Annotated in this window: 23 protein-coding genes and 1 tRNA gene; 5 read left to right on the forward strand and 19 right to left on the reverse strand. The window is 60.4% G+C overall.

The window, feature by feature from the left end:
* From KKO72_RS14000 to KKO72_RS14015, 4 genes are all read right to left on the reverse strand, one after another.
* Complete coding sequence (locus tag KKO72_RS14000) at positions 1-969, reverse strand: ABC transporter permease (RefSeq protein WP_214939500.1); 969 nt, start codon at positions 967-969, stop codon at positions 1-3.
* Positions 962-2089 carry an ABC transporter permease gene (locus tag KKO72_RS14005; protein ID WP_214939503.1) on the reverse strand — a complete coding sequence of 376 codons (1128 nt, stop codon included), beginning with the start codon at positions 2087-2089 and terminating at the stop codon, positions 962-964. The genes KKO72_RS14000 and KKO72_RS14005 overlap by 8 nt, the downstream gene beginning before the upstream one ends.
* Positions 2086-3588: an ABC transporter ATP-binding protein gene (locus KKO72_RS14010; protein WP_251140656.1), complete on the reverse strand. Its 1503-nt coding sequence runs from the start codon at positions 3586-3588 to the stop codon at positions 2086-2088. The genes KKO72_RS14005 and KKO72_RS14010 overlap by 4 nt, the downstream gene beginning before the upstream one ends.
* 244 nt (positions 3589-3832) lie before the next feature.
* A complete protein-coding gene (locus KKO72_RS14015; protein ID WP_214939509.1) occupies positions 3833-4813 on the reverse strand; it encodes a BMP family protein in 981 nt (326 codons plus the stop codon).
* A 181-nt stretch (positions 4814-4994) separates the two neighbouring features.
* Between KKO72_RS14015 and KKO72_RS14020 the strand changes: the two genes are divergently transcribed.
* Positions 4995-6020 (forward strand): nucleoside hydrolase, encoded by a 1026-nt coding sequence (locus KKO72_RS14020; RefSeq protein ID WP_214939511.1) that lies wholly within the window; start codon positions 4995-4997, stop codon positions 6018-6020.
* A 27-nt stretch (positions 6021-6047) separates the two neighbouring features.
* Here KKO72_RS14020 and rpiA read toward each other — a convergent pair whose 3' ends face one another.
* Complete coding sequence (rpiA, locus tag KKO72_RS14025) at positions 6048-6752, reverse strand: ribose-5-phosphate isomerase RpiA (protein WP_214939514.1); 705 nt, start codon at positions 6750-6752, stop codon at positions 6048-6050.
* A 47-nt stretch (positions 6753-6799) separates the two neighbouring features.
* On the opposite strand from rpiA, the gene KKO72_RS14030 reads away from it, so the two are divergent.
* The 3 genes from KKO72_RS14030 (at position 6800) to KKO72_RS14040 (ending at position 8879) form a co-directional block, all read left to right on the forward strand.
* Positions 6800-7900 (forward strand): quinone-dependent dihydroorotate dehydrogenase, encoded by a 1101-nt coding sequence (locus KKO72_RS14030; protein ID WP_214939517.1) that lies wholly within the window; start codon positions 6800-6802, stop codon positions 7898-7900.
* A 64-nt stretch (positions 7901-7964) separates the two neighbouring features.
* Positions 7965-8609 carry a hemolysin III family protein gene (locus KKO72_RS14035; RefSeq protein ID WP_214939520.1) on the forward strand — a complete coding sequence of 215 codons (645 nt, stop codon included), beginning with the start codon at positions 7965-7967 and terminating at the stop codon, positions 8607-8609.
* 194 nt (positions 8610-8803) lie between these two features.
* Positions 8804-8879 (forward strand) — tRNA-Lys (locus KKO72_RS14040).
* Between the two features lie 208 nt (positions 8880-9087).
* On the opposite strand, the gene KKO72_RS14045 is transcribed toward KKO72_RS14040, so the two are convergent.
* The 14 genes from KKO72_RS14045 to KKO72_RS14115 all read right to left on the reverse strand — a co-directional run bounded on the left by KKO72_RS14045 (position 9088) and on the right by KKO72_RS14115 (position 20916).
* A complete protein-coding gene (locus KKO72_RS14045) occupies positions 9088-9402 on the reverse strand; it encodes a luciferase family protein (protein ID WP_214939523.1) in 315 nt (104 codons plus the stop codon).
* Between the two features lie 52 nt (positions 9403-9454).
* Positions 9455-9823: a VOC family protein gene (locus KKO72_RS14050; RefSeq protein WP_371736886.1), complete on the reverse strand. Its 369-nt coding sequence runs from the start codon at positions 9821-9823 to the stop codon at positions 9455-9457.
* A 141-nt stretch (positions 9824-9964) separates the two neighbouring features.
* The gene (locus tag KKO72_RS14055; RefSeq protein ID WP_214939526.1) at positions 9965-10969 is read right to left on the reverse strand and encodes an aldo/keto reductase; all 1005 of its coding nucleotides are present in this window, start codon (positions 10967-10969) and stop codon (positions 9965-9967) included.
* Positions 10970-11011: 42 nt separating this feature from the next.
* Positions 11012-11965, reverse strand: coding sequence for a Gfo/Idh/MocA family oxidoreductase (locus KKO72_RS14060; protein ID WP_214939529.1), 954 nt, complete (start codon positions 11963-11965; stop codon positions 11012-11014).
* Between the two features lie 18 nt (positions 11966-11983).
* Positions 11984-12841: a class III extradiol dioxygenase subunit beta gene (locus KKO72_RS14065; protein WP_214939532.1), complete on the reverse strand. Its 858-nt coding sequence runs from the start codon at positions 12839-12841 to the stop codon at positions 11984-11986.
* A gap of 3 nt (positions 12842-12844) precedes the next feature.
* The gene (gene ligA, locus KKO72_RS14070; RefSeq protein WP_214939535.1) at positions 12845-13285 is read right to left on the reverse strand and encodes a protocatechuate 4,5-dioxygenase subunit alpha; all 441 of its coding nucleotides are present in this window, start codon (positions 13283-13285) and stop codon (positions 12845-12847) included.
* Between the two features lie 73 nt (positions 13286-13358).
* A complete protein-coding gene (locus KKO72_RS14075; protein WP_214939537.1) occupies positions 13359-14282 on the reverse strand; it encodes an amidohydrolase family protein in 924 nt (307 codons plus the stop codon).
* Between the two features lie 157 nt (positions 14283-14439).
* Positions 14440-14973 (reverse strand): N-6 DNA methylase, encoded by a 534-nt coding sequence (locus KKO72_RS14080; protein WP_251140657.1) that lies wholly within the window; start codon positions 14971-14973, stop codon positions 14440-14442.
* A complete protein-coding gene (locus KKO72_RS14090) occupies positions 14963-16006 on the reverse strand; it encodes a PDDEXK nuclease domain-containing protein (RefSeq protein WP_251140658.1) in 1044 nt (347 codons plus the stop codon). The genes KKO72_RS14080 and KKO72_RS14090 overlap by 11 nt, the downstream gene beginning before the upstream one ends.
* A gap of 117 nt (positions 16007-16123) precedes the next feature.
* A complete protein-coding gene (locus tag KKO72_RS14095) occupies positions 16124-17056 on the reverse strand; it encodes an NAD(P)-dependent oxidoreductase (protein WP_214939540.1) in 933 nt (310 codons plus the stop codon).
* 43 nt (positions 17057-17099) lie between these two features.
* Positions 17100-17783, reverse strand: coding sequence for a 4-carboxy-4-hydroxy-2-oxoadipate aldolase/oxaloacetate decarboxylase (ligK, locus tag KKO72_RS14100; RefSeq protein WP_214939543.1), 684 nt, complete (start codon positions 17781-17783; stop codon positions 17100-17102).
* Positions 17784-17808: 25 nt separating this feature from the next.
* Entirely contained in the window at positions 17809-18837 is a 1029-nt protein-coding gene (locus tag KKO72_RS14105) for an amidohydrolase family protein (protein WP_214939546.1), read from the reverse strand.
* Between the two features lie 88 nt (positions 18838-18925).
* The gene (gene pobA, locus KKO72_RS14110; protein ID WP_214939570.1) at positions 18926-20119 is read right to left on the reverse strand and encodes a 4-hydroxybenzoate 3-monooxygenase; all 1194 of its coding nucleotides are present in this window, start codon (positions 20117-20119) and stop codon (positions 18926-18928) included.
* A gap of 86 nt (positions 20120-20205) precedes the next feature.
* Positions 20206-20916 carry a substrate-binding domain-containing protein gene (locus KKO72_RS14115; protein WP_251140660.1) on the reverse strand — a complete coding sequence of 237 codons (711 nt, stop codon included), beginning with the start codon at positions 20914-20916 and terminating at the stop codon, positions 20206-20208.
* A 104-nt stretch (positions 20917-21020) separates the two neighbouring features.
* Between KKO72_RS14115 and KKO72_RS14120 the strand changes: the two genes are divergently transcribed.
* The gene (locus tag KKO72_RS14120; protein ID WP_214939549.1) at positions 21021-21932 is read left to right on the forward strand and encodes a LysR substrate-binding domain-containing protein; all 912 of its coding nucleotides are present in this window, start codon (positions 21021-21023) and stop codon (positions 21930-21932) included.
* Positions 21933-22020 lie beyond the last annotated feature (88 nt).

Consider the following 22020-nt stretch of genomic DNA (forward strand, 5'->3'; position numbering starts at 1 on the left):
TCAGCGCTCCTTGCTGTAGGGAATACCCAGCGCTTTGGGCGGAATGGACTTGCCAATAAAGCCCGCCAGCAACACCACCGTCATCAGATAAGGCAAGGCCTGAATGGCCTGCACCGGCACCTCACCCATGCCCGGCAGATGCACGCCTTGCAAGCGGATGGCCGCCGCATCCAGAAAACCAAACAACAGGCAAGCCCACAGCGCCTTCACCGGGTGCCAGCGGCCAAAAATCAGTGCGGCCAGCGCCATGAAACCACGCCCGGCGCTCATATTCTGTGAAAAACTGGCACTTTGCGCCAGCACCAGGTAACTGCCAGCCAGACCACACAGGATGCCATTCAAAGTGAGTGCGGTGTAACGCAGGCGTATCACCGAGACACCGGCGGCGTCCACCATCTGCGGGTTCTCACCCACGGCACGCAGGCGCAAACCAAACCGGGTGCGGAACAAGCCCCACCACAACACCGGCACCAGCAACAAGGCCAGGTACACCAGCGCGTTGTGCCCCAGCAGACCATCACCAAGCACCTTGCCCACCAGCGGCAGGCCATGCATCGCCTCGGCCAGACCCGGCCACAACGCCTGGATACGCACCGCGTCACTCACCGGCGGTGTCTGGCCACCCTGATGAAACCAGGCTGTACCCAGCACAGCGCTGAGGCCTGCAGCAATGATGTTGATAGCAACACCGGACACCACCTGGTCCCCCTTGTGGCTGACACAGGCCAGACCGTGCACCCAGGACAAGGCCACAGCAACAGCCATTGCCGCCAGAATCGCCAGGGTCATTGAGCCAGACACCGCACCACAAGCACCGGCGGCAAAGGCCGACAACAGCATCTTGCCTTCCAGGCCGATGTCCACCACGCCCGAGCGCTCCGACAACAGACCCGCCAGCGCGCAAAAAATCAGCGGGGTCGAGACCCGCAGCGTGGACGCCAGCATGGCGCTGATCAGAGCTTCATCCATGGCTGGCTCCTGTGTTGGTTTTGCTGGCCCCGGCTTGGCCGAACCAACCCAGCAATCGCGCCAGGATCGGTGCAATCACATAGGTCATGGCGCCCGAAAACAGCACAATGAAACCCTGCAGCATCACCACCATGTCACGGCTGAAGTCCTGCACCTCAAAAGCCACCTCGGCACCGCCCTGGAACAAGGCGCCAAACAACAAACTGGCCAGCACAATGCCCAGCGGGTGGTTGCGCCCCATCAGCGCCACCGCAATGCCGGTGAAACCCGCACCACTCACAAATTCCAGAATCAGCTTGCCGCTGACACCGGCTACCTCGTTCATGCCCACCAGTCCGGCCAGCGCACCCGAGATCGCCATGGCCATCACCACCTGATGGCGGGACTTGATACCCGCATATTCCGCCGCGCCCGGGCTCGACCCGACTGCACGCAGCCGGTAACCAGCGCGTGTGCGCCACAAAAACAGGTAAACGGCCACCGCTGCGAGTGCCGCCAGCAGCACACTCAGGTTCAGCGGAGAGGAAGGCCAGTCGATGCCGATGTGGCGCAGCACCTCGTGTATCGCCGGCAACTTGGCCGAGGGCGAAAACGCCACACTCTCGGGCGACATCTCTCCCTTGGGCCGCAAATGGTTCACCAACACATACACCAGCACCGTGCTGGCGATGAAGTTGAACATGATGGTGGTGATCACCACATGGCTGCCCCGGTAGGCCTGCAAGTACCCCGGCACCGCCGCCCAGGCCATACCGAACAAGGCTCCTGAGAGCATCATGATCGGCAGCATCAGCCAAGCCGGCAAAAATGCCGACCACCACAGCGCCACCAGACCGGTGCCCAGCCCACCCATGATGGCCTGGCCTTCACCACCGATGTTGAACAGCCCCCCATGGAAAGCCACCGCCACAGCCAGCCCGGTGAAGACAAAGGTGGTAGCGTAGTAGAAGGTGTAGCTGATGCCGCGTGCGGTGCCAAAAGCGCCGTACACCAACACCTGGATCACCTCCCACGGGTCTTGGCCCACCAGCGCCACCACGGCACCCGCAGCCAGCAACGCCACCAACAAACTCACCAGCGGCAACAGCACCAGATCAGCCCAACGCGGCAACGTGTTCATACCTGGCACCCCGTCATCAACATCCCCAACGCAGCTTCGGTGCAGTCCGCAATCGGCAGCTCACCAGCGATCCGTCCTTGGTTCATCACCAGCACCCGGTCCGAGAGCGCCAAAATTTCATCGAGTTCACTCGACACCACCAGCACCGCACAACCGGCCTGGCGCAGCGCGCGCAGCTGGGTGTAGATGAATTCGATGGCGCCAATGTCCACACCCCGTGTGGGTTGCCCCACCAGCAGCACCTTGGGCGCCCGGCCCAACTCACGCGCCAGCACCAGCTTTTGCTGGTTGCCACCCGAGAACTTGCTGCTTGGCAGCAGCGGGTCGCGCGGGCGGACGTCAAAACGCTCCATCATGTCCACCGTGGCGTGTTGCATGTGGGCATGGTTCATCCAGCCACCACTGGAATACTCGGGCAGATCGTCGTACCCCAGCACCGCGGACTCCCAGGCGGCAAAGGCCATGACCAAGGCGCGTGCGTGCCGGTCTTCGGGCACATGCGCAAGACCCAGCGCACGCGCCTGGCTGGGGCTGAGCCATTGCGACGGCTCAAACTGGCTGCCCAGCACCTGCAACTGGCCCTGGTCGGGGGTCAGCAGGCCGGTCAACACATCCATCAACTCACTCTGGCCGTTGCCAGAAACACCGGCCACACCCACCATTTCACCGGCACGCAGGCTCAAGGAAACATCTTTGAGGCGGAACACCCCCAGGCTGTCGGTGACAGACAGGTTCTCGGCCTGCAACAACACCTCACCGGGCTGGTGGGCGCCGTCGGCCGAGCGGCCCATATGCACCTTGCGCCCGACCATGGCCTGCGCCAGACCTTCGATCGAAGCCTGGGCAATCGGCAGCTCGGCCACCACCTGACCAGCGCGCATCACGGTGACCACATCACATAGCGCCATCACTTCCTTGAGTTTGTGGGTGATCAGGATCAGCGTGGTTCCCTGCTCGCGCAGGCGCTTGAGCACCCCAAACAGCTGGGTGGTTTCCTGCGGCGTCAACACTGCGGTGGGTTCGTCCAGAATCAGAATCTTGGCGCCACGGTACAGGGTCTTGAGGATTTCCAGCCGCTGGCGGTCGCCCACAGGCAGATCCGCTACCAGACTGTCGAGCGGGATTTGTAAACCGGTGGAAACCATCAAGTCGTTGAGCTTGCTGCGCACCTGGGCGTCAGAGCGCTGCAGCAGCCAGTGCGGCTCGGCGCCAAGCATCACGTTCTCCAGCGCGGTCAAGGTGTCGACCAGCATGAAGTGCTGGTGCACCATGCCGATGCCGCGCGCGATAGCGTCGTCTGCATTGCGTATGTCGGCTGGCTGGCCGAATACCTCGATCTGCCCGCTGTCGGCCTGGTAAAAGCCGTACAGGATCGACATCAGCGTGCTTTTGCCGGCACCGTTTTCACCCACGATGCCATGCACCGTGCCAGTGCGCACCGTCAAATCGACGTTGGCATTGGCCGCCACCGCACCAAAATGTTTATGGATGGCGGTCATACGGACCGCCACTGGGGTTGGTTCAAGCATCTTGCAAAGCCCGGTGGTTGGCCGGGTGGCCTGAAGAGGTGTGTGTCCAGACTTTATACATCTTTTTGGGCTCTAGCCCTTATTCTGCTTGGGTGGATAGCTATATCTATGAGAGTCATTCAGGGCTGTTGACACACGCACGCCAACTGGACGGGGCGCAGCGGCATCAACAGCCGCATGGACCTGGCTCGGCACACGCCGAGCCGCCACAACATCAATATTTACAAGCGTTGTCCGCCATGTAATCAGCCACCTTGATCTTGCCGCTGATGATGTCGGCCTTGGCGGCTTCTACCTTTTTCTTCATCTCAGGGGTCACCAGTTTGGCGTTGTACTGGTCCATGGCATAACTCACGCCGTTGCCTTTGAGACCGAGCACCAAAACGCCGGGTTTGAACGACTTGGCCACGTCGTACACCGCCACATCGATGCCCTTGACCATCGAGGTCAGCATGGTGCCGGGCTGCACATGGTTCTGGTTGCTGTCCACACCAATGGCGAGTTTGCCGCTGTCCTTGGCGGCTTGGTAAACACCCATGCCGGTGCCGCCCGCTGCGGCGAACACCACATCGGCGCCCTTGGCGAACTGGGCCTTGGCCAACTCACCACCACGTGCCGGGTCGGCCCAGGCTGCACCCGTGGTACCGGTCATGTTGGAAAACACCTCTGCCTTGGGGTTGATGTATTTGGCGCCCTGCTCATAGCCGCACTGGAACTTGCGGATCAACGGGATGTCCATGCCACCAATAAAACCGACCTTGCCGGTTTTGCTGGCAATCGCCGCCATGGCGCCCACCAGGAAGCTGCCTTCGTGTTCCTTGAACACCACCGACTGCACATTGGGCAGGTCCACCACGCTGTCAATGATGGCGAACTGCAGCTTGGGGAATTCTTTGGCCAGCTTCTCGATGGCGGAAGCCTGGCTGAAACCGACACCAATGATCGGTGTGGCGCCACGTTCGGCCATACGGCGCAGGGCCTGTTCACGCTGGGATTCGTTGGAGATTTCAAACTCCAAATATTTTTTGCCCGTTTCCTTCTTCCACATCTCCATGCCGTTGTAAGCCGCCTCGTTGAACGACTTGTCAAACTTGCCACCCATGTCGTACACCACCGAAGGTTCGGCCAACACAGCCGTTGCCACCAGGGCAGCAGCGGCGACAACACTCAGACGCAAAACAGATTTCAGAGCCATGACAAATCACTTTCAAAAGTTGAACAAACCCCGGCCAAAACCGGGTCGACAAAGACAAGCAGGCACTATGCCACGATTTAGGCGCTGCCAGCCCGCGCGACATAATGGCGGCCCCCTACTGACTCAAAAAATAGGCCCCTGATGCTGCTTGGCGGCGCTGCCAACTGCTTGACCCACCCCCATGACCCACACCGCGATGTTCCACCCACCCAGAAAAGTCATTTACGACACCGACCCCGGCGTGGACGACGCCATGGCTCTGTATTACGCGCTGGCCCACCCCGACATCGAGGTGGTCGGCATCACCACCACTTTTGGCAATGTGTATGTGGAACAGGCGGCCACCAATGCGCTGTACCTCACTGCGCTGACGGGCCGCTTGATCTCGGTGACCCAAGGTGTGGCGCAACCTCTGGTGAAAACCGCTGAGCCCCCACCCGACTACATCCACGGTGCCGACGGCCTGGGCAACCTGCCCCAGCGCCTGGCCACCCAGGGCAAGCTGGACCCACGTTCATCGGCCCAGTTCATCGTCGACCAAGCGCGCCAGTTCCCCGGCGAGATCACCCTGGTGGCGGTCGGCCCGCTGGGCAACCTGGCCACCGCGCTGCAACTGGCGCCCGAGTTGCCCACCCTGGTGCGCGAGGTGATCCTGATGGGCGGTGCGGTGCTGGAGTCTGGCAATGTGTCACCGGTGGCCGAAGCCAACATCTGGAACGACCCGCATGCTGCAGACGCGGTATTTACCGCAGGCTGGCCTTTGACTATGGTTGGGCTGGATGTGACGCACCAGGTGATCCTGCCTTTGAGCCTGTTCAAGCAGATTGCCGAACACCATCAACACATCGCGACCGACACCCTGCACCACGCGGTGGCGTTCTACAGCGCGTTTTACAGTGAACGCGACCCGGTGGTGGGCCAGGTCACCGGTTGTTACGGCCACGATGTGCTGGCCTTTGTGGTGCTGACCAACCCCGAACTCTTCACCCTGCAGACCGGTCGGGTGCGGGTGGCGGTGGACGGGTTGGCGCAGGGCCAGACCATGATGCAGCGCAAGGCGGTGACTTACCCGCAGCATGGCTGGCACGAGGAGATTCCGCACACCCAGGTGTGTATGCAGGTGCAGGCCGAAGCTTGCCGGGCTGTGGTGCAAACCACTCTGCAGAGAGAGTGGTTGCAAAATCCGCTTCTAGCCCTTTCCGAATAAGGGCTAATAGCTACTGATTGAATAGCATCAGAACGTCAGCGTCTTGACCCCACTGGCCGTGCCCACCAGGCAGACCTGGGCTTTCTGGAACGCAAACACCCCCACGGTGACCACACCGGGCCACTGGTTGACCTGCGACTCAAAGGCCAGCGGGTCGCTGATCTGCAGGCCGGTGACATCCAGAATGTGCTGGCCGTTGTCGGTGACCAGTGGCGCACCATCCTTGAGCCGCAGCACCACGGTGCCGCCCATCGCCTGAAACTGGCGGGTGATGCGATTGACCGCCATCGGGATCACCTCGACTGGCAGTGGAAACTTGCCCAGGGTCTGCACCAGCTTGGATTCATCGGCAATACAGACAAAACGGCGCGACTGTGCGGCCACAATCTTCTCGCGCGTCAAGGCCGCGCCGCCGCCCTTGATCAGGTAGCCGTGTGGGTCAACTTCATCCGCACCGTCGATGTAGACCGACAGCTCGGTCATCTCGTTGCAGTCAAACACGGTGATGCCGAGTGCCTGCAGCCGCTCGGTGCTGGCCACCGAACTCGACACCGCGCCGGTGATCTGGTCTTTCATACTGGCCAGCGCGTCGATGAACTTGTTGACCGTGGAGCCAGTGCCCACACCCACAATTTCACCCGGCACCACATACTTCAAAGCAGCCTGACCCACCAGGGTTTTCAGGTCATCCTGGGACAAAACAGCGGCGGTCGAGCTTGGGGTGGACGTCATCGGGGAAAATCCTTGTGATTGATCGGTTTATCTTGAGGAATTATCCAATGGCTCTTCTCCCTTACGCGCTGGCGCGCCCCTTTTTGTTTGGTATGGACCCCGAGGCCGCGCATGAGCTGACGATCGCGTCGCTGACCCGTACCCAAGGCTCGGCGCTGCGGTGGGCCTACGCCAGCAGACCAGTGAGTGACCCGATCACCCTGGCGGGCCTGCGCTTTCCGAACCGCGTTGGCCTGGCCGCCGGGCTGGACAAAAACGCCCGCTGCATCGATGGCCTGGGTGCAATGGGTTTCGGCTTTGTCGAAGTCGGCACGGTGACACCGTTGGCGCAACCCGGCAACCCCAAACCGCGCCTGTTTCGCCTGCCCGAGGCCAAGGCTTTGATCAACCGATTGGGTTTCAACAACGAAGGTTTGCAAAGCTTCATCACCAACGTCAAACAGTCAGCGCTGTACCAAGGTCGTGGCACCGGGTGTTGTGGCCCGAACCCGATGTTGCTGGGCCTGAACATCGGCAAAAACGCCGTCACCCCGATCGAGCGCGCCACCGACGACTACCTGACCTGCCTGGACGGTGTCTACCCCTATGCCGACTACGTCACCGTCAACATCTCCAGCCCCAACACCAAAAACCTGCGCAGCCTGCAAAGCGACGAGGCACTGGACGCCCTGCTGGGCGCAATCTCCGAACGACGCGAACAGCTGGCGCAGCAACACGGCAAACACATCCCCATCTTCCTGAAAATTGCCCCCGATCTGGATGCGGATCAGGTCAGCGTGATCGCCCAGACGCTCAAGCGCTATGGCACCAACAGCACCGGCCAGGTCAACAACGCCTGGGGCGTGATCGCCACCAACACCACGCTGAGCCGCGACGCAGTCAAAGGTCTGGCCCACGCCGAGGAGACCGGCGGCCTCTCAGGCGCGCCAGTGCTGGCCAAAAGCAACCAAGTGGTGAGCCAGTTGCGCGCCGCGCTGGGCAAAAGCTTTCCCATCATCGGTGCGGGCGGCATCATGAGCGCCGAGGACGCGGTGAGCAAAATCAAGGCCGGCGCCGACGCCGTGCAGATCTACACCGGCTTGATCTACCGCGGCCCGGGGCTGGTCAAGGAAGCGGCGGCCCTGATCAAAACCCGCTGCGCGTCCTGATCAGGCCGCAGATTCACAGGACATTCACCCTGTTGACATCGGTATGACTTGTCGGCCATGCACAATGGCTGGCATGACAAAACGTCCACAAACTTTGGGCGAGGAAATCGCCAACAGTGTGAGCCATGGCGTGGCGCTTTTGGCCGCGCTGCTCAGCATGCCCTTTTTGCTGGCCTCAGCGGGACAACAAAGCGCAGCCAGTTTTGTCGGCACCCTTGTTTTTGCGACCACCATGGTGCTGCTGTATCTGGCCTCAACGCTGTACCACGCCATGCCGGAGGGGCGTGCCAAACAGGTTTTCTGCAAGCTCGACCACGGCGCCATCTACCTCTTCATCGCGGGCACCTACACACCGTTTGCGTTGGGTGCCCTCAACGGCGCCTGGGGCTGGAGCCTGTTCACAGTGGTCTGGGTGCTGGCGGCCATCGGCGTCACACTCAAAGCTTTGAACTGCCTGACCCACCCCTGGTGGTCAACCGGCCTGTATTTGGCGATGGGTTGGTTGGTGGTGATTGCGGCGGTGCCCTTGTTGGAGCGGGTGCCCTTGCCAGGCATCTTGTGGTTGGTGGCTGGCGGCCTGGCCTACACCGTGGGGGTCATCTTTTTTATGCTGGACTCGCGGATTCGTTACTCACACGCGGTCTGGCACGGCTTTGTGGTCACAGGCACGGCCTGCCACTTTGTGGCGGTGCAAAACTTCTCGGCCTAACCTTGCTGCAGTCAGGTAAAGGCCGTTGGCCACAGGTCAAGACGGGTACAAACGCAGCCAGGATGGGCCAAGTTCAGCAAGTCAATTTTTTAGCCGTTTTGCTGATTTTGAATTTTCCGACCCAACAGATACGTTCAGACCCAAAAATATTGGCTATAATCTAGGGCTTGTCTGATCTTGATTCACTCAAGAAAGGGATGTTAGCTCAGTTGGTAGAGCAGCGGACTTTTAATCCGTTTGTCGTGGGTTCGACCCCCGCACATCCCACCAAATTCAGAATCAAAACCGCACTATCGAAATGGTAGTGCGGTTTTTTCTTGGTGTTTGCTTGTCGCCATTTGCAACACGTTTTTGGTAGGCGTGACGGTGGCCTGCGACTCAACTGGACATCGCCAAACGTTTCACCTCCACACCATGGTTCTGGAGCGACCCGCACAAGAAAGATGGCAAGTGGTCGGCTTGTCAGCAGGTATCGAAACTACAGCTGTTCAATGGCGGCGCGGACAAGCGCGACAGCCCGTTGAACACCCGCAGCATCGTCGTACCGCACCTCCATCCACGGCGACGACGCTGATCGTGAAGGGTGGTGAACCGAGCCCTCTGGGTGCTTCAATGCCATGGCCTGAATCACCTTCTTGGTCAGACGCAGGTCCAACTCTCTGTCATGGTGGAAATGGCCAAACTCTTTGCCGCAAAAAAACAGCGCGGTGCCCCCAGCCACCGAGGAAGGCTTTGCCATGACGCCTTCAATCGCCTCCAACTTGCGCATTAGTTCTACCTTGAGGTGGTCCATTCAAATGATGCGGGGGCGCGACTTTGTAGTTTCCAACACGGCTCCCTACTCTTTAATCCGTATTTTGGCCAATACGCCACAACACACCAAACGGATCGTCAAGACAAAAGTCCCGCATTTTCCATGGCTGGTCTTCCAGAGCAGTGACCCGCGTTCCGTACTTCGCCAGAACACTACTCTTCTGAACGTGATCCCAACACGACTGCACATCCTCAACCAGGATATGCATCATGAAGTTTTCCGCAAATGATTCCGCGCAAAAGTCTTGGAGCAAAAAACTGACACGGCCAAAGTTGAAATAGGCAATGCCGCCGCCCTCCGACGCCATGGTGAAACCAAGATCCTTGTAGAACTGCTTTGACAGCTCGAAATCCTTGGAGGGAACAAACGCTTTGATTTCAGTAACTTTTAAATTGGGCACAACTTGTCTCTCCAAAACGCCGAACAAGAGTTCCGGCGTAAAAACAGCTTTGTAAGCTGGACGCTGACCCAAACATGGGGCGACAAAAACGACGTACTCCAAATAGCTGGACGCGACACTTTTTGAACCACCTCCAACAAATTAGAACTGCTCCGTCTGCGCGTCCAGATTGCCCTGCGCGTTGTAGCGGCTGCCTGCCACGGTGTGCTGGTTGATCAAAGCATCCAATTTCACCAAAACATCGGCACTCAAGGTCACGTCCAGGGCGCCCAGGTTGTCCTGCAGGTGGTCCACACGGGTGGTGCCGGGGATCGGGATGATGTGCTCGGCACGCTGCAGCAACCAGGCCAGCGCCAGCTGCGCCGGGCTGCAACCAACCTCGTCGGCCAGTCTCCGGTAGGCGGGCAGCAGACGTGCGTTGGCCTCCCAGTTGGATCCCTCAAAACGCGGCATGCTGCGGCGCAGGTCATTGGCCTCAAAGCTCTCCGGTTGCAGCGGCTCACCGGCCAGAAAACCCCGCCCCACCGGGCTGAAAGCCACAAAGGCCACGCCCAGTTCTTTGCAAGCCTGCAACACCGCAATCTCGGGGTTGCGCGTCCACAGCGAATACTCGGTCTGCATCGCGGCAATCGGGTGCACCGCGTGAGCGCGGCGCAGGGTGGCTGCCGACATTTCAGACAGGCCGATGGCGCGGATATACCCCTTGCGCACCAGGTCGCTCAAAGCACCCACACTGTCTTCAATCGGCACCGTTTTGTCGAGCCGGTGGATGTAATAGAGGTCAATCACATCGGTCTGCAGACGGCGCAGGCTGGCCTCACAGGTGCGGCGCAAGGTGTCAGGGCGCCCGTCGATCACCCGCACCAGCTTGCCGTCGCCGTTGACGTCGACACCGGTCATGCCACATTTGCTGGCCAGGGTGAAACGCTGTCGGTGTGTCTTCAACACCCGGCCAATCAGGGATTCGTTAGCGCCAAAACCGTAGAGCGAGGCGGTGTCAAACAGGGTGACGCCAGCGTCCAGCGCTTGCAGCAAAACACGTTCGCCCTGCTGGTCGGTGATCGGGGCGCCATACCCCTGGCTGAGGTTCATGCAGCCCAGGCCGATGGCAGAGACGGAGAAAGGGCCGAGTTGTCGTGTTTGCATGTCAAAAAAAAGATCGGTTGGTTGGCAACCGATTGTGCAGCCTCAGTGGCTCAGTTGCTGCTCCAGATCATGCAGCACCTGGTAACACGGCAGCACACTCGCCACCGAGCTGTTGGGCGCCCTGCCCTCGCGGATGGCGGCGAAGAATTCGCGGTCTTGTAACTCGATACCGTTCATGCTCACGGCCACCTGTGAGACGTCGATCTTTTCTTCCTTGCCGGTAAACAGATCGTCGTAGCGTGCGATGTAGGTCGCGCTGTCGCCGATGTAACGGAAGAAGGTGCCCAACGGGCCGTCGTTGTTGAAGCTCAGGCTCAGTGTGCAAATCGCACCGTTGGCGGCCTTGAGCTGGATGCTCATGTCCATGGCGATGCCCAGCGTGGGATGGATCGGGCCCTGGATGGCGTTGGCTTGCACGATGGGGCTGCCGCACTGGTAGGCGAACAGGTCCACCGTGTGCGCGGCGTGGTGCCACAGCAGGTGATCGGTCCAGCTGCGCGGCTGGCCCAGCGCGTTCATGTTGGAGCGGCGGAAGAAGTAGGTTTGCACATCCATCTGCTGGATGTTGAATTGGCCCGCCGTGATTTTGTTGTGCACATACTGGTGGCTGGGGTTGAAGCGCCGGGTGTGGCCACACATGGCCACCAGGCCGCTCTTGGCGGAGAGGTGAGCCACCTCTTCACCATCAGCCAGCACATCACACAGCGGAATTTCCACCTGCACATGTTTGCCTGCCTTCAAACACGCCAGAGTTTGTGAGGCGTGCATCTGGGTCGGTGTGCAGAGGATGACCGCGTCCACCTCTTTGAGCGCCAGGCTGTCTGCCAGCTCGGTGCTCACGTGGGGGATGCCGTATTTGGCGGCGATGTCTTTGGTTTTGTCCAGCTCACGGCTGATCAATGAGACAACTTCGACACCGTCGATGTTCTGGATGCCGTCCAGGTGTTTGATGCCAAAAGCACCGGCGCCAGCCAGCGCCACTTTGATGGGTTTCATGGGTGTTTCCTTATCAACTCACACATCCTGCAAAATCAAATGCCCCACCGCCGTGTTGCTGGCAGGCACATGGTAAAAACGGTGCTTGACCCTGATACTACATGGGTCACCAGCTATATCTTGCATAGCACCTCGGGCGATCAACCACATTACCAACTCCACCCCTTCACTGCCCGCCTCACGCACATAGTCAATGTGCGGTGTCTTGGCGCAGGCGGCCGGGTCTGCAATCATCTGATCCAGCCAGGCGTTGTCCCATTCGCGGTTGATCAACCCGGCGCGAGCGCCTTGTAACTGGTGGCTCATGCCGCCGGTGCCCCAGATGTGCACGTTGAGGTCTTCGTCATAACTCTCGACCGCCTTGCGGATCGCCTTGCCAAGATTGAAGCAACGCTGGCCGCTGGGCACCGGGTACTGCACCACATTCACCGCAAACGGAATCACCGGGCACGGCCAGGCGGCGGGTTCGCCACACATCAGGCTCAGCGGCACGGTCAGGCCGTGGTCCACCTCCATCTTGTTGACGATGGTCAGGTCAAAGTCTTGCTGGATCACCGAGTGCGCGATGTGGCTGGCCAGGTCCGGGTGGCCGATCACTTTGGGCACCGGGCGCGGGCCAAAACCTTCGTCAGCAGGTATGAATTCCGCTGCGGTACCGATGGCAAAGGTGGGGATCATGTCCAGGCTGAACGCGGTGGCGTGGTCGTTGTAGACCAGGAAGATCACATCGGGCTTGTTGTCCTTCATCCACTGTTTGGAGTAGTCATAGCCCTGAAACATCGGCTGCCAATACGGCTCGGTGGTTTTGCCCAGATCGATGGCCGCGCCAATGGCGGGCACGTGGCTGGTGTAAACGGAGGCGGTGATACGTGCCATGGCTCAAAGTCCTTTGCGGCCAGCCTGGCCTTGGGGTTGGTGCTGCGGTTGGGCGTTGCCGTCTTCGCCCAGGTAACGGTTGCCATCGATGCTGCGGCCACCGGCCAGCATCATGGCGCGGTACTCCTCTTCACTCATGCCGGTCATGCTGCCCGCCATCTGCTGAAAACTCAGGCCATGGGTGGCGCCGATCTTGGCCAGAAAGTAGATGTTGCCACCGAGTGCCATGGCGCGGTTCAGGTCCATGTCGAGCACCGCCTGTTTTTGGTCTTCACTCATCGGCCACTCATCGAGGTAGGCACGCTGGTCGCGCTTGAATCGCTCGCGGTTGCTCGCTTTCATCAGCGACATACAGAACTGGTTGAGCCAGTAGCCTTTGCGGCTCTGGTCGGCATCAAAAATGATGGTGCCGGGGATGTCCTTGTAAGGTTTCTCAAGTGCCACAGTGTCTCCTTTTTGGTTTTTAGCTGTGTATAAAAATGGCCTCTAGCCCTTATGTCATCAGGGTACTACGCTATCAACTCCAGTACAAACGGTTTGGGTTGTCCACCAGCAACTTCTGCTGCAACTCGGCCGTGGGCGCGATGTGCGGAATGAAATCTACCAGCAGGCCATCGTCGGGCATGTGGTCCTTCAGGTTCGGGTGTGGCCAGTCGGTACCCCACAACACGCGGTCCGGGAACTCTTCCACAATGGCTCTGGCAAACGGGACCACGTCGCGGTAGGCATTCTGTTCACCGTGGAGCGCTTTGGGGCCGGTCACACTCAGGCGCTCGGGACAACTGACCTTGCTCCACACGTTGGGGTGTAAACGCATGAATTTCCTGAACAGCTCAAACTGCGGCCCGTCCACCGGCAGCGACACATCGGGGCGGCCCATGTGGTCCACCACCACGGTGGTCGGCAAGGCTGTGAAAAAGTCCCACAACTCGGGCAAGTCAACCGCCTCAAAGTAGATCACCACATGCCAGCCCAGTTTGGCGATGCGGCCTGCAATCTCCATCAGTTCGTCCTTGGGCGTGAAGTCGACCAGACGTTTGACAAAGTTGAAGCGCACACCACGCACACCGGCGTTGTGCATGGCCTGCAGCTCCTGATCCGTGACCAAACGTTTGACCGTGGCCACTCCGCGTGCCCTGCCCTGGCTGGCGATCAGCGCGTCCACCAGCGCACGGTTGTCGGCGCCATGGCAGGTGGCCTGCACGATCACGTTTTTCTCGAACCCCAGGTGGTCACGCAGCGCAAACAGCTGGGCTTTGGACGCGTCACAGGGTGTGTACTTGCGCTCGGGCGCATACGGAAACTCAGCGCCTGGGCCAAACACATGGCAATGCGCATCGACCGCGCCTGCGGGTAGTTGAAAACGCGGTTGGCTCGGCCCGCTGAACCAGTCGAGCCAGCCGGGGGTTTTGGTGAAATCACCAGTGGTAGGTTTGCTCATGGGGCTGCTCATGTGAGGACAAGAGTTGTGTTGTCTGCATTGTCAGCAGCCACCTCAACCCTGCCTATGTGCATAAGCGGCTAGCTGCTATGCCAAGATGCAATAGACCAAACACCCCATACTGTGCGCCGAGACGCCCTACGAACTCAGGCAGAAATCAGTGAACTCGCAGCCCCACTGCCACATCTCTGAAAGCCGCCAGTGCCGCCTCCAGGTGCTCAATGATCTCTTGCTGCAGCACATCCGGTGGCGGCAGGTCATCCAGGTTGTCCAAGCTGTCGTCCTTGAGCCAAAAAATGTCCAGGCTGGCTTTGTCACGGGCCATCAGCTCGTTGTAGCTGAAGAACTTGAAGCGTTCGGTGGCCACGCGCTCATGGCGGTTTTCCGGGTGGTAGCAGGTGATGAAGTCCTGCAGGTCGTCCAGCTTGAGCGTGCGCGTCTTCAGTGTGAAATGCTTGTTGGTGCGCAAGTCATAAAACCACACCCCTTTGGTGTGCGTCTTCCCATCCTTGGGCTTGGCATCAAAGAACACCACATTGGCCTTCACACCCTGCGCGTAAAAAATGCCCGTAGGCAGCCGCAGGATGGTGTGCACGTCGCAGGTTTCCAGCAGCTTCTTGCGAATCTTCTCTCCGGCACCGCCTTCAAACAGCACGTTGTCCGGCAGCACCACGGCGGCCTTAGTCGGCAACGTGGATGCCTGACTTGTCCAGTTCCAGCAACTCGATTTGTTCGTTCTTCTTGCCCGTGCACAGGATGATGCCCAGTGGCGGCAAGTCCCCTGGCTCCTGGTCGTATTTGGCCAGCCAACGCAGGTACAGCTCCATCTGACCTTTGTACTCGGCGCGAAACTCGCCCAGCTTCAACTCAACGGCCACCAGGCGGCGCAGCTTACGGTTGTAGAACAGCAGGTCGATGTAGAAATCGTCACTGTCGAGCTGGATGCGCCGCTGCCGTGCCACAAAGCTGAAACCCACACCCAGTTCCAGCAGAAAATGCTCCAGCTCGCGCAAGATGGCATCATCGGGCGGCGTGTAGGCCATGAACTCCTGATGCGCCTGTTTGCCCAGGTTGCGGGTATCGACCAGAAACAGGATGCGCTTGGCACCACCGAATTTGAGAAGGCGGTAGACCGAGGTGATAGCGGTAAAGGTTTTGCCCGCGCCGGTGGCCATGTGTACCAGGGCGCGGGGCTTGTTCAGCGCCAGAGACTTCTCCAGCCCGGTGACGGCGCTGATCTGGCAGCCGCGCAAGTTGCGTTCGGGCAGCGCGGGCATCTGCTCAGCCAGGCGACGGCGCAGGGTGGCTGGCTGCGCAGCCCAAGCGGCCAGCGTTTCGGGCTTGAAGAAGTGGAAGATTTCGCGCGAACGGGGCGCGGGGTCCAGATTGTCGGTAAAGCGGATGATCTGGCCCGTGGCCTCGAACAGGAAGCGCAGCTGCGTGCTGTCTTTGCGCCATTTGAGGTTAGCGCTGGCATAGCGCTCACTCTGGCGTTCAGCCACGGTGAGGTTTTCGCCCGCGTCATCCTTCTTGGCTTCGATCACGCCTGCCGCTTCGCGGTTGACGAACAACACATAGTCGGCAGGGCCGGTGTCCGTGGGGTATTCGCGCACAGCGATGCCAACACCAGCGGACAGGTTGAGCTGCTTCATGTCCTGAATGACCCAGCCGGCCTGCTCCAGCTTTTGATCAATCTGCTGGCGCGCTTTGGTCTCTGGGGTCATGCAGGCCTTCCAAGCGAGGCATCCTGCCCATCCTCAATGCCCAGCAGCAGCCCCCCCAAATCATTCATCCTGCTACCCCTTTGCCAGTTGTTGTACCGGCATGAGTCTAGCGGATGCCTACGGCGTCGAAGGGCGCTCTCTTGCCTGCGCCAGCATCCGATCCGCCTCGACCCGCCAGTCGGCGCTGCGGGCAAATTCAGGCGCGCCACGCTCGCCAAACAGGCCGGCATCAGCCAGGTCGGCGACCCAGGCCTGGCGTTCGGCGGTGCCGCTGGCGCTCCACGGGGCCAGGCCGGCGTCACACACTGTCTCGGCGACTTCGCGCACTTCTTCGCTGCGGCGTCGGCCATGTTCGATGACCCGCTGGAAGAAGTAGGTTGCCTGTTTTTCCCAGTCGATACCGGGGAAGGTCTCGTAGAGGCTGGCCACCACCGCGTCTTCCACACCGTAGTAGCGGGCGGTGGTGAAACTCTCGATCACCATGGCCTCCAGGCCTTTGATCATCACGCTGCGGCACATCTTGGTGGCACTGGCCACACCCAGTTGTTCGCTGGCCACTTTGGCGACGAATCCCAGTGAGGTGATGTGGGACGCGAGTTCCGCCGCAAAACTACCACCCAGCAACAGCGGCACCTTGATGCGGTAAGGCGGCACACTGGTCATCACCGCGCCTTCGACATACTTGCCGCCTGCTGCGTCGATCAGGTTCGCGGCTTGTTGTTTGGCACCGGGTGAAGCCGAGTTGAAGTCCAGAAAATACGCACCCGGCACCATGCCCGGGGCCACCGCCTGCGCCACCAGCACGGTCTGGCTGGCGGTCACCGCGCTGATCACCAGATCGCTGTTTTTGGCCACTTCCGCGTGGTCACCCAGCAATGCCACACCCAACTCGGATGCGTGGAAGGACAGCTCCATCGCGCTGTCGGCCTTGTTGAGCTTGATGTCATAAGCGCAAACGGCCAGGCCCTGCGCGCGCAGGTCTTCGGCCAGGATGCGGCCAACCTCGCCGTAGCCGATCAGACCAATGGTCCAGTGTGTTGCAGCTTTCATGTGTTTTTTGCCTCCCGCCCTGATTTCATAAGGGTTATGTGCTTCAGTCGATGTAGCGCAGGCCGGCCTTTTCCAAGCCTTCGCGCATCTTGTAATAGTCCAGCCCGAGCACACCGCTGGCAAAAATGGCGCGTTTGGCACCTTCGTTGGCCTCACGTGCCTCGGCCGCATCGGCCACCTTTTGTGCGATGGCAGCGGGCACCACCACCACGCCGTCGATGTCGGCAATGACCACGTCGCCCGGCTCCACCTGGGCACCGGCGCAGACCACGGGGATATTGACCGAGCCGAGCGTGGCCTTGATCGTGCCTTTGGCGTGGATGGCTTTGGAGAACACCGGGAACCCCATCTCGGTGAGGTCTTTCACATCGCGCACACCGCCGTCAATGACCAAGCCCACCGCGCCACGCGCCTTGAACGAGGTGGCCAGCAGGTCGCCAAAAAAGCCATCAAAGTTGTCGGTGGTGCAGGCGGCTACCACCACGTCACCGGGCTGCAACTGCTCGGCAGCCACATGCATCATCCAGTTGTCGCCGGGTTGTAGCAGCACGGTCACCGCCGTGCCGCAGATCTTGGCCTCGGTGTAGATCGGGCGCAGATAGGGTTTCATCAGGCCAACACGGCCCATGGCTTCGTGGATGGTGGCCACACCAAAGCGTGAGAGTTTGTCGACCGCCGCTTTGTCGGCGCGGGTGATATTGCGTTTGACGATGCCGAGGTTGTTCATGGTCTTGCTCCGCAGGTGGTACGGGTTATTGGTTTTTGGCTTTGAGCAGCGCATCCAGCCGTGGGAACACACGCCGGGCGTTGCCTTCATAAATTTGCTGACGGTCTGCGTCACTCAAAATTTTTGACGCCTCGATGTAACGTTTGGTGTCGTCGTAGTAGTAGCCAGTTTCGGGGTCGATGCCGCGCACCGCACCAATCATTTCGCTGGCAAACAACACGTTTTTGACCGGGATCACGGTGTTGAGCAGGTCGATGCCGGGCTGGTGGTAGACGCAGGTGTCAAAGAAGATGTTGTTGAGCAAATGGTCTTGCAGCAGCGGTTTTTTGAGCTCCTGCGCCAGGCCACGGAAACGCCCCCAGTGGTAAGGCACCGCGCCGCCGCCGTGCGGAATCAGGAACTTGAGCGTCGGGAATTCCTTGAACAAGTCGCTGGTCAGGCACTGCATGAAGGCGGTGGTGTCGGCGTTCAGGTAATGCGCGCCGGTGGTGTGGAAGCACGCGTTGCAACTGGTGCTCACGTGGATCATGGCGGGCAGGTCGTACTCCACCATCTTCTCGTAGATCGGGTACCAGTGTTTGTCGCTCAAAGGCGGTGAGGTCCAATGGCCGCCGGATGGATCAGGGTTCAGGTTGATGCCCACCGCTCCGTAGTCCTTGACACACTTTTCCAGCTCGGGAATGCAGGTGGCAGGGTCGACACCGGGGCTTTGCGGCAGCATCGCCACCGGCACAAAGTGCTCGGGAAAGAGCTGGCTGACGCGGTAACACAGCTCGTTGCAAATCGCCGCCCAGGTGCTGGAGACGGCAAAGTCGCCAATGTGGTGCGCCATGAAGCTGGCGCGTGGGCTGAACAGGGTCAGGTCGCTACCGCGCTCTTTCATCAGGCGCAGCTGGTTGGACTCGATGGACTCGCGCAACTCGTCGTCGCTGATCTTCAGGTCAGCCACTTTGGGCTTGCTGGCCGGGTCTTTGATGCCGGCAATTTGCTGGTTGCGCCAGGTTTCCAGCGCTTTCGGGGCTGTGGTGTAGTGGCCGTGGCAGTCGATGATCATGTGTCTCTCCTTTTATGTTATTTTTAGCCTCTAGCCCTTGATGAATAAGGGCATATAGCTATCAAATTTACGCTATTAAATGCCTAGGTCAGCGAGCAGGTTCGGCAAAATCCAGCGGCAGGCCAACATAGTTCTCGGCCATCACCCGCGACCCGGCCTCGGAGTGGACCAGGTAGTCCAGCTCTGCCTCCTGAAACTTGGCGGTGATGGGGCCATCGTCCGGAAAACGGTGCATCAGCGAGGTGAACCACCACGAAAAACGCTCGGCCTTCCAGATGCGGCGCAGGCAGCGCTCGGAATAGGTGTTGATGCCCTCCTCGCTACGGTTTTGGTAGAAGTCCACCAGCGCGTTGCACAGGTACTTCACATCGGTGGCGGCCAGGTTCAGGCCCTTTGCGCCGGTGGGTGGCACGATGTGGGCCGCGTCACCGGCCAGGAACAGGCGGCCAAAACGCATCGGCTCAGTCACAAAACTGCGCAGCGGGGCAATGCTTTTCTCGATCGACGGCCCGGTGACCAAACGGGCGCGGGCATCGTCGTCGAGCCGCAGGCGCAGCTCTTGCCAGAAGGCGTCGTCGGTCCAGTCCTGGATGCGGTCGGTCAGCGGCACCTGCAGGTAATAACGACTGCGGGTTTTGCTGCGTTGGGAACACAGCGCAAAACCGCGCGGGCTGTTCACGTAGATCAGCTCGTCATGCACTGGCGGTGTGTCAGACAATAGGCCGAGCCAGCCAAAGGGGTACACCTTCTCAAACTCCTGGATCGACTGGCGCGGCACGCTGGCCCGGCACACGCCGTGAAAGCCGTCACAACCCGCGATGAAATCACAGGCCAGCTCGATGGCCTGGCCCTGGTGGGTGAAGGTGACGCGCGGGTGGGTGGTGTCAAAGTCGTGGACCTGCACCTCAGACGCTTCGTAATACGTGGGCAGGCCCGCAGCGGTGCGGACGTCCATCAAATCATGGGTGACTTCGGTCTGGCCATAGACCACCACGTTTTTGCCGCCAGTGAGTGCGTTCATGTTGATGCGGTGGCGCTGCCCGGCGTAGAGCAAATCGAACCCGCCATGCACCAGGCCTTCGTGGTGCATGCGTGTGCCCACACCGGCTTCATCGAGCAGGTCCACGGCCACCTGCTCCAACACCCCGGCGCGGATGCGGCCCAGCACATAGTCGCCCGAGACCCGCTCCACAATCACCGCGTCAATACCGGCCTTGTGCAACAACTGGCCCAGCAGCAGACCCGAAGGCCCGGCGCCAATGATGGCGACCTGGGTGCGAATGGACAAACTCATGTGTGTACTCCTCTTATCAGTGTTTTTGGCCTCTGGCCCTTGTTTCATCAGCGCAAGCAGCTATCAAATACATGTCAGGCAGGCGTCATCCCCTGTCTTTTTTTGAGTACAGCCACCTCGCTGGAGGCCATGAAACTCAACAAGGCTTGCACCTCGGTCGGTCGTGTGCAGAGGCTGGTCATCGCAGCAGAAAAGGTGGTGGTGATCTGGATGACATCGGGCAAGGGGCCGAGCACCAAGATACCCGGCACATGGATCAGTTCGCTAAGCTGTTGAAAACCCATCGCCACCTCACCTTTGGCCACCAGACTGCCCACCGGCACACCGGGTGGGGCGGTAACCAGGCGGTTTTTGATTTGTTCGGTGATGCCCCAGCGTTCAAACAGTTGGGCCAACGCCACGCCGCTGGGGCCGGTGGAATAGGCCAGCGTCGGTGCGGCCAGCACAGCCTCGCGCACGGCCTCTTCGCTGCTGATGTCCAGGCCCGCGCTTCCCACGGGCACGGCAACCGCCACACCAGAAAACACCAACGGGGTCAAACTATCGGCAGACAGGTGCCCGGAAGCGATCAGCTTGGACATCGCATCCGAGGCCAGCACCACCAGGTCAAACACCTCACCGGCCTGCACCCGCTTGGCTGCGTCCACCCCGCCGACCGATTCGATCAATACCGACTGCCCGCTGGACTTGGCATAGGCCTGGGTGAGTTCGGCCAGCAGCTGTCGTGTGGCCATCGATGAGATGCCGGTGAGTGGTGCAACAGTGGGGTGGGTCGTGACTGACATGGCCAGGATTCTGTGGCTTGGCAGGGGTCATGCAAAGCGCAAGTCAACACTAGCAGTTATTTCAGATTGGCATAATGTCTGTTTAGTTATTCCCAATCATCGCCATGGACTTGAAACAACTGGAGTACTTTGTGCGGGTGGCCGAGATGGGCAGTTTCACCCGCGCCGCCATCGCTTTGGATGTGGCGCAACCGGCCCTGAGCCGCCAGGTGCGGCTGCTGGAAGTGGAGCTGCACCAGAACCTACTGATCCGCAATGGCCGCGGCGCCCTGCCCACCGAGGCGGGCAAACTGCTGCTGGCGCACAGCCGCGGCATCCTGCACCAGGTGTCACGCGCCAAGGAAGAACTCGGCCGGGTGCGCGGCTCGCTGGCCGGACGGGTGGCAGTCGGGCTGGCCACCAGCTTGGCGCGGGTGTTGACGGTGCCGTTGATCACCGCTTTTCGCGAGGCCCTGCCGGACGCCACGATCTCGATCAGTGAAGGTCTGTCGGTGGCTTTGCAGGAGTCGCTGATCAATGGCCGGCTCGACATAGCGGTCTTGTACAACGTCCAGCCCGGCAGCGAGATCGAGGTGTTGCCGCTGCAGGAAGAAGAGTTGTGCCTAGTGCAGGCGCGCCCCAAAGGCCTGGCCGAAGACCCGCCGCCCGGCCCGATCACGCTGCGCGAGCTGGCCGACTTGCCGCTGATCATCCCGAGCCGCCCCAACGCGATCCGCAGTCAGGTGGAGTCGGAACTGGTCAACCTGGGTTGCCGCCCGCGCATTGCGCTGGAGGTGGACGGGGTGTCCGCGATCCTGGACCTGGTGGAAGACGGCATTGGCAGTGCGGTGTTGTCGCGCAACGCGGTGGCCAACTCGGTGCGCCCCTCGGCCTTCACCGTGCGGGGCATCCATGCGCCGGTGTTACGCACCCGCATCTCTGCCGCCACCAGTTCCTTGCGCCCCAGCACCCTGACCCAGCAAACCACGCTGAACCTGATCCGCGAAACCCTGGCACGGGTGGTCACCGCGGCCTGACACACGGCAGCTTCAACATGAACCCTTCTGACCCCACCGGCAACAGTCCTGACAGCCTGGACGGCGCAGCGCCCGCCCAGCCCAGCGG

Origin of the sequence: Rhodoferax sp. U11-2br, from assembly GCF_018619435.1 — a bacterium.
GTDB lineage: Bacteria > Pseudomonadota > Gammaproteobacteria > Burkholderiales > Burkholderiaceae_C > Rhodoferax.

Bases quoted from the DNA above. Each gene is read 5' to 3' on its own strand.
- rpiA (WP_214939514.1), bottom strand. From the start codon at position 6,752: ATGACGTCCACCCCAAGCTCGACCGCCGCTGTTTTGTCCCAGGATGAC.
- KKO72_RS14055 (WP_214939526.1), bottom strand. From the start codon at position 10,969: ATGCAAACACGACAACTCGGCCCTTTCTCCGTCTCTGCCATCGGCCTG.
- KKO72_RS14035 (WP_214939520.1), top strand. From the start codon at position 7,965: ATGGCTGGCATGACAAAACGTCCACAAACTTTGGGCGAGGAAATCGCC.
- KKO72_RS14005 (WP_214939503.1), bottom strand. From the start codon at position 2,089: ATGAACACGTTGCCGCGTTGGGCTGATCTGGTGCTGTTGCCGCTGGTG.
- KKO72_RS14075 (WP_214939537.1), bottom strand. From the start codon at position 14,282: ATGAGCAAACCTACCACTGGTGATTTCACCAAAACCCCCGGCTGGCTC.
- KKO72_RS14095 (WP_214939540.1), bottom strand. From the start codon at position 17,056: ATGAAAGCTGCAACACACTGGACCATTGGTCTGATCGGCTACGGCGAG.
- KKO72_RS14120 (WP_214939549.1), top strand. From the start codon at position 21,021: ATGGACTTGAAACAACTGGAGTACTTTGTGCGGGTGGCCGAGATGGGC.
- KKO72_RS14090 (WP_251140658.1), bottom strand. From the start codon at position 16,006: ATGACCCCAGAGACCAAAGCGCGCCAGCAGATTGATCAAAAGCTGGAG.
- KKO72_RS14115 (WP_251140660.1), bottom strand. From the start codon at position 20,916: ATGTCAGTCACGACCCACCCCACTGTTGCACCACTCACCGGCATCTCA.
- KKO72_RS14020 (WP_214939511.1), top strand. From the start codon at position 4,995: ATGACCCACACCGCGATGTTCCACCCACCCAGAAAAGTCATTTACGAC.
- KKO72_RS14060 (WP_214939529.1), bottom strand. From the start codon at position 11,965: ATGAAACCCATCAAAGTGGCGCTGGCTGGCGCCGGTGCTTTTGGCATC.
- ligK (WP_214939543.1), bottom strand. From the start codon at position 17,783: ATGAACAACCTCGGCATCGTCAAACGCAATATCACCCGCGCCGACAAA.
- KKO72_RS14045 (WP_214939523.1), bottom strand. From the start codon at position 9,402: ATGGACCACCTCAAGGTAGAACTAATGCGCAAGTTGGAGGCGATTGAA.
- KKO72_RS14000 (WP_214939500.1), bottom strand. From the start codon at position 969: ATGGATGAAGCTCTGATCAGCGCCATGCTGGCGTCCACGCTGCGGGTC.
- KKO72_RS14105 (WP_214939546.1), bottom strand. From the start codon at position 18,837: ATGATCATCGACTGCCACGGCCACTACACCACAGCCCCGAAAGCGCTG.
- KKO72_RS14030 (WP_214939517.1), top strand. From the start codon at position 6,800: ATGGCTCTTCTCCCTTACGCGCTGGCGCGCCCCTTTTTGTTTGGTATG.
- KKO72_RS14015 (WP_214939509.1), bottom strand. From the start codon at position 4,813: ATGGCTCTGAAATCTGTTTTGCGTCTGAGTGTTGTCGCCGCTGCTGCC.
- KKO72_RS14065 (WP_214939532.1), bottom strand. From the start codon at position 12,841: ATGGCACGTATCACCGCCTCCGTTTACACCAGCCACGTGCCCGCCATT.
- KKO72_RS14010 (WP_251140656.1), bottom strand. From the start codon at position 3,588: ATGACCGCCATCCATAAACATTTTGGTGCGGTGGCGGCCAATGCCAAC.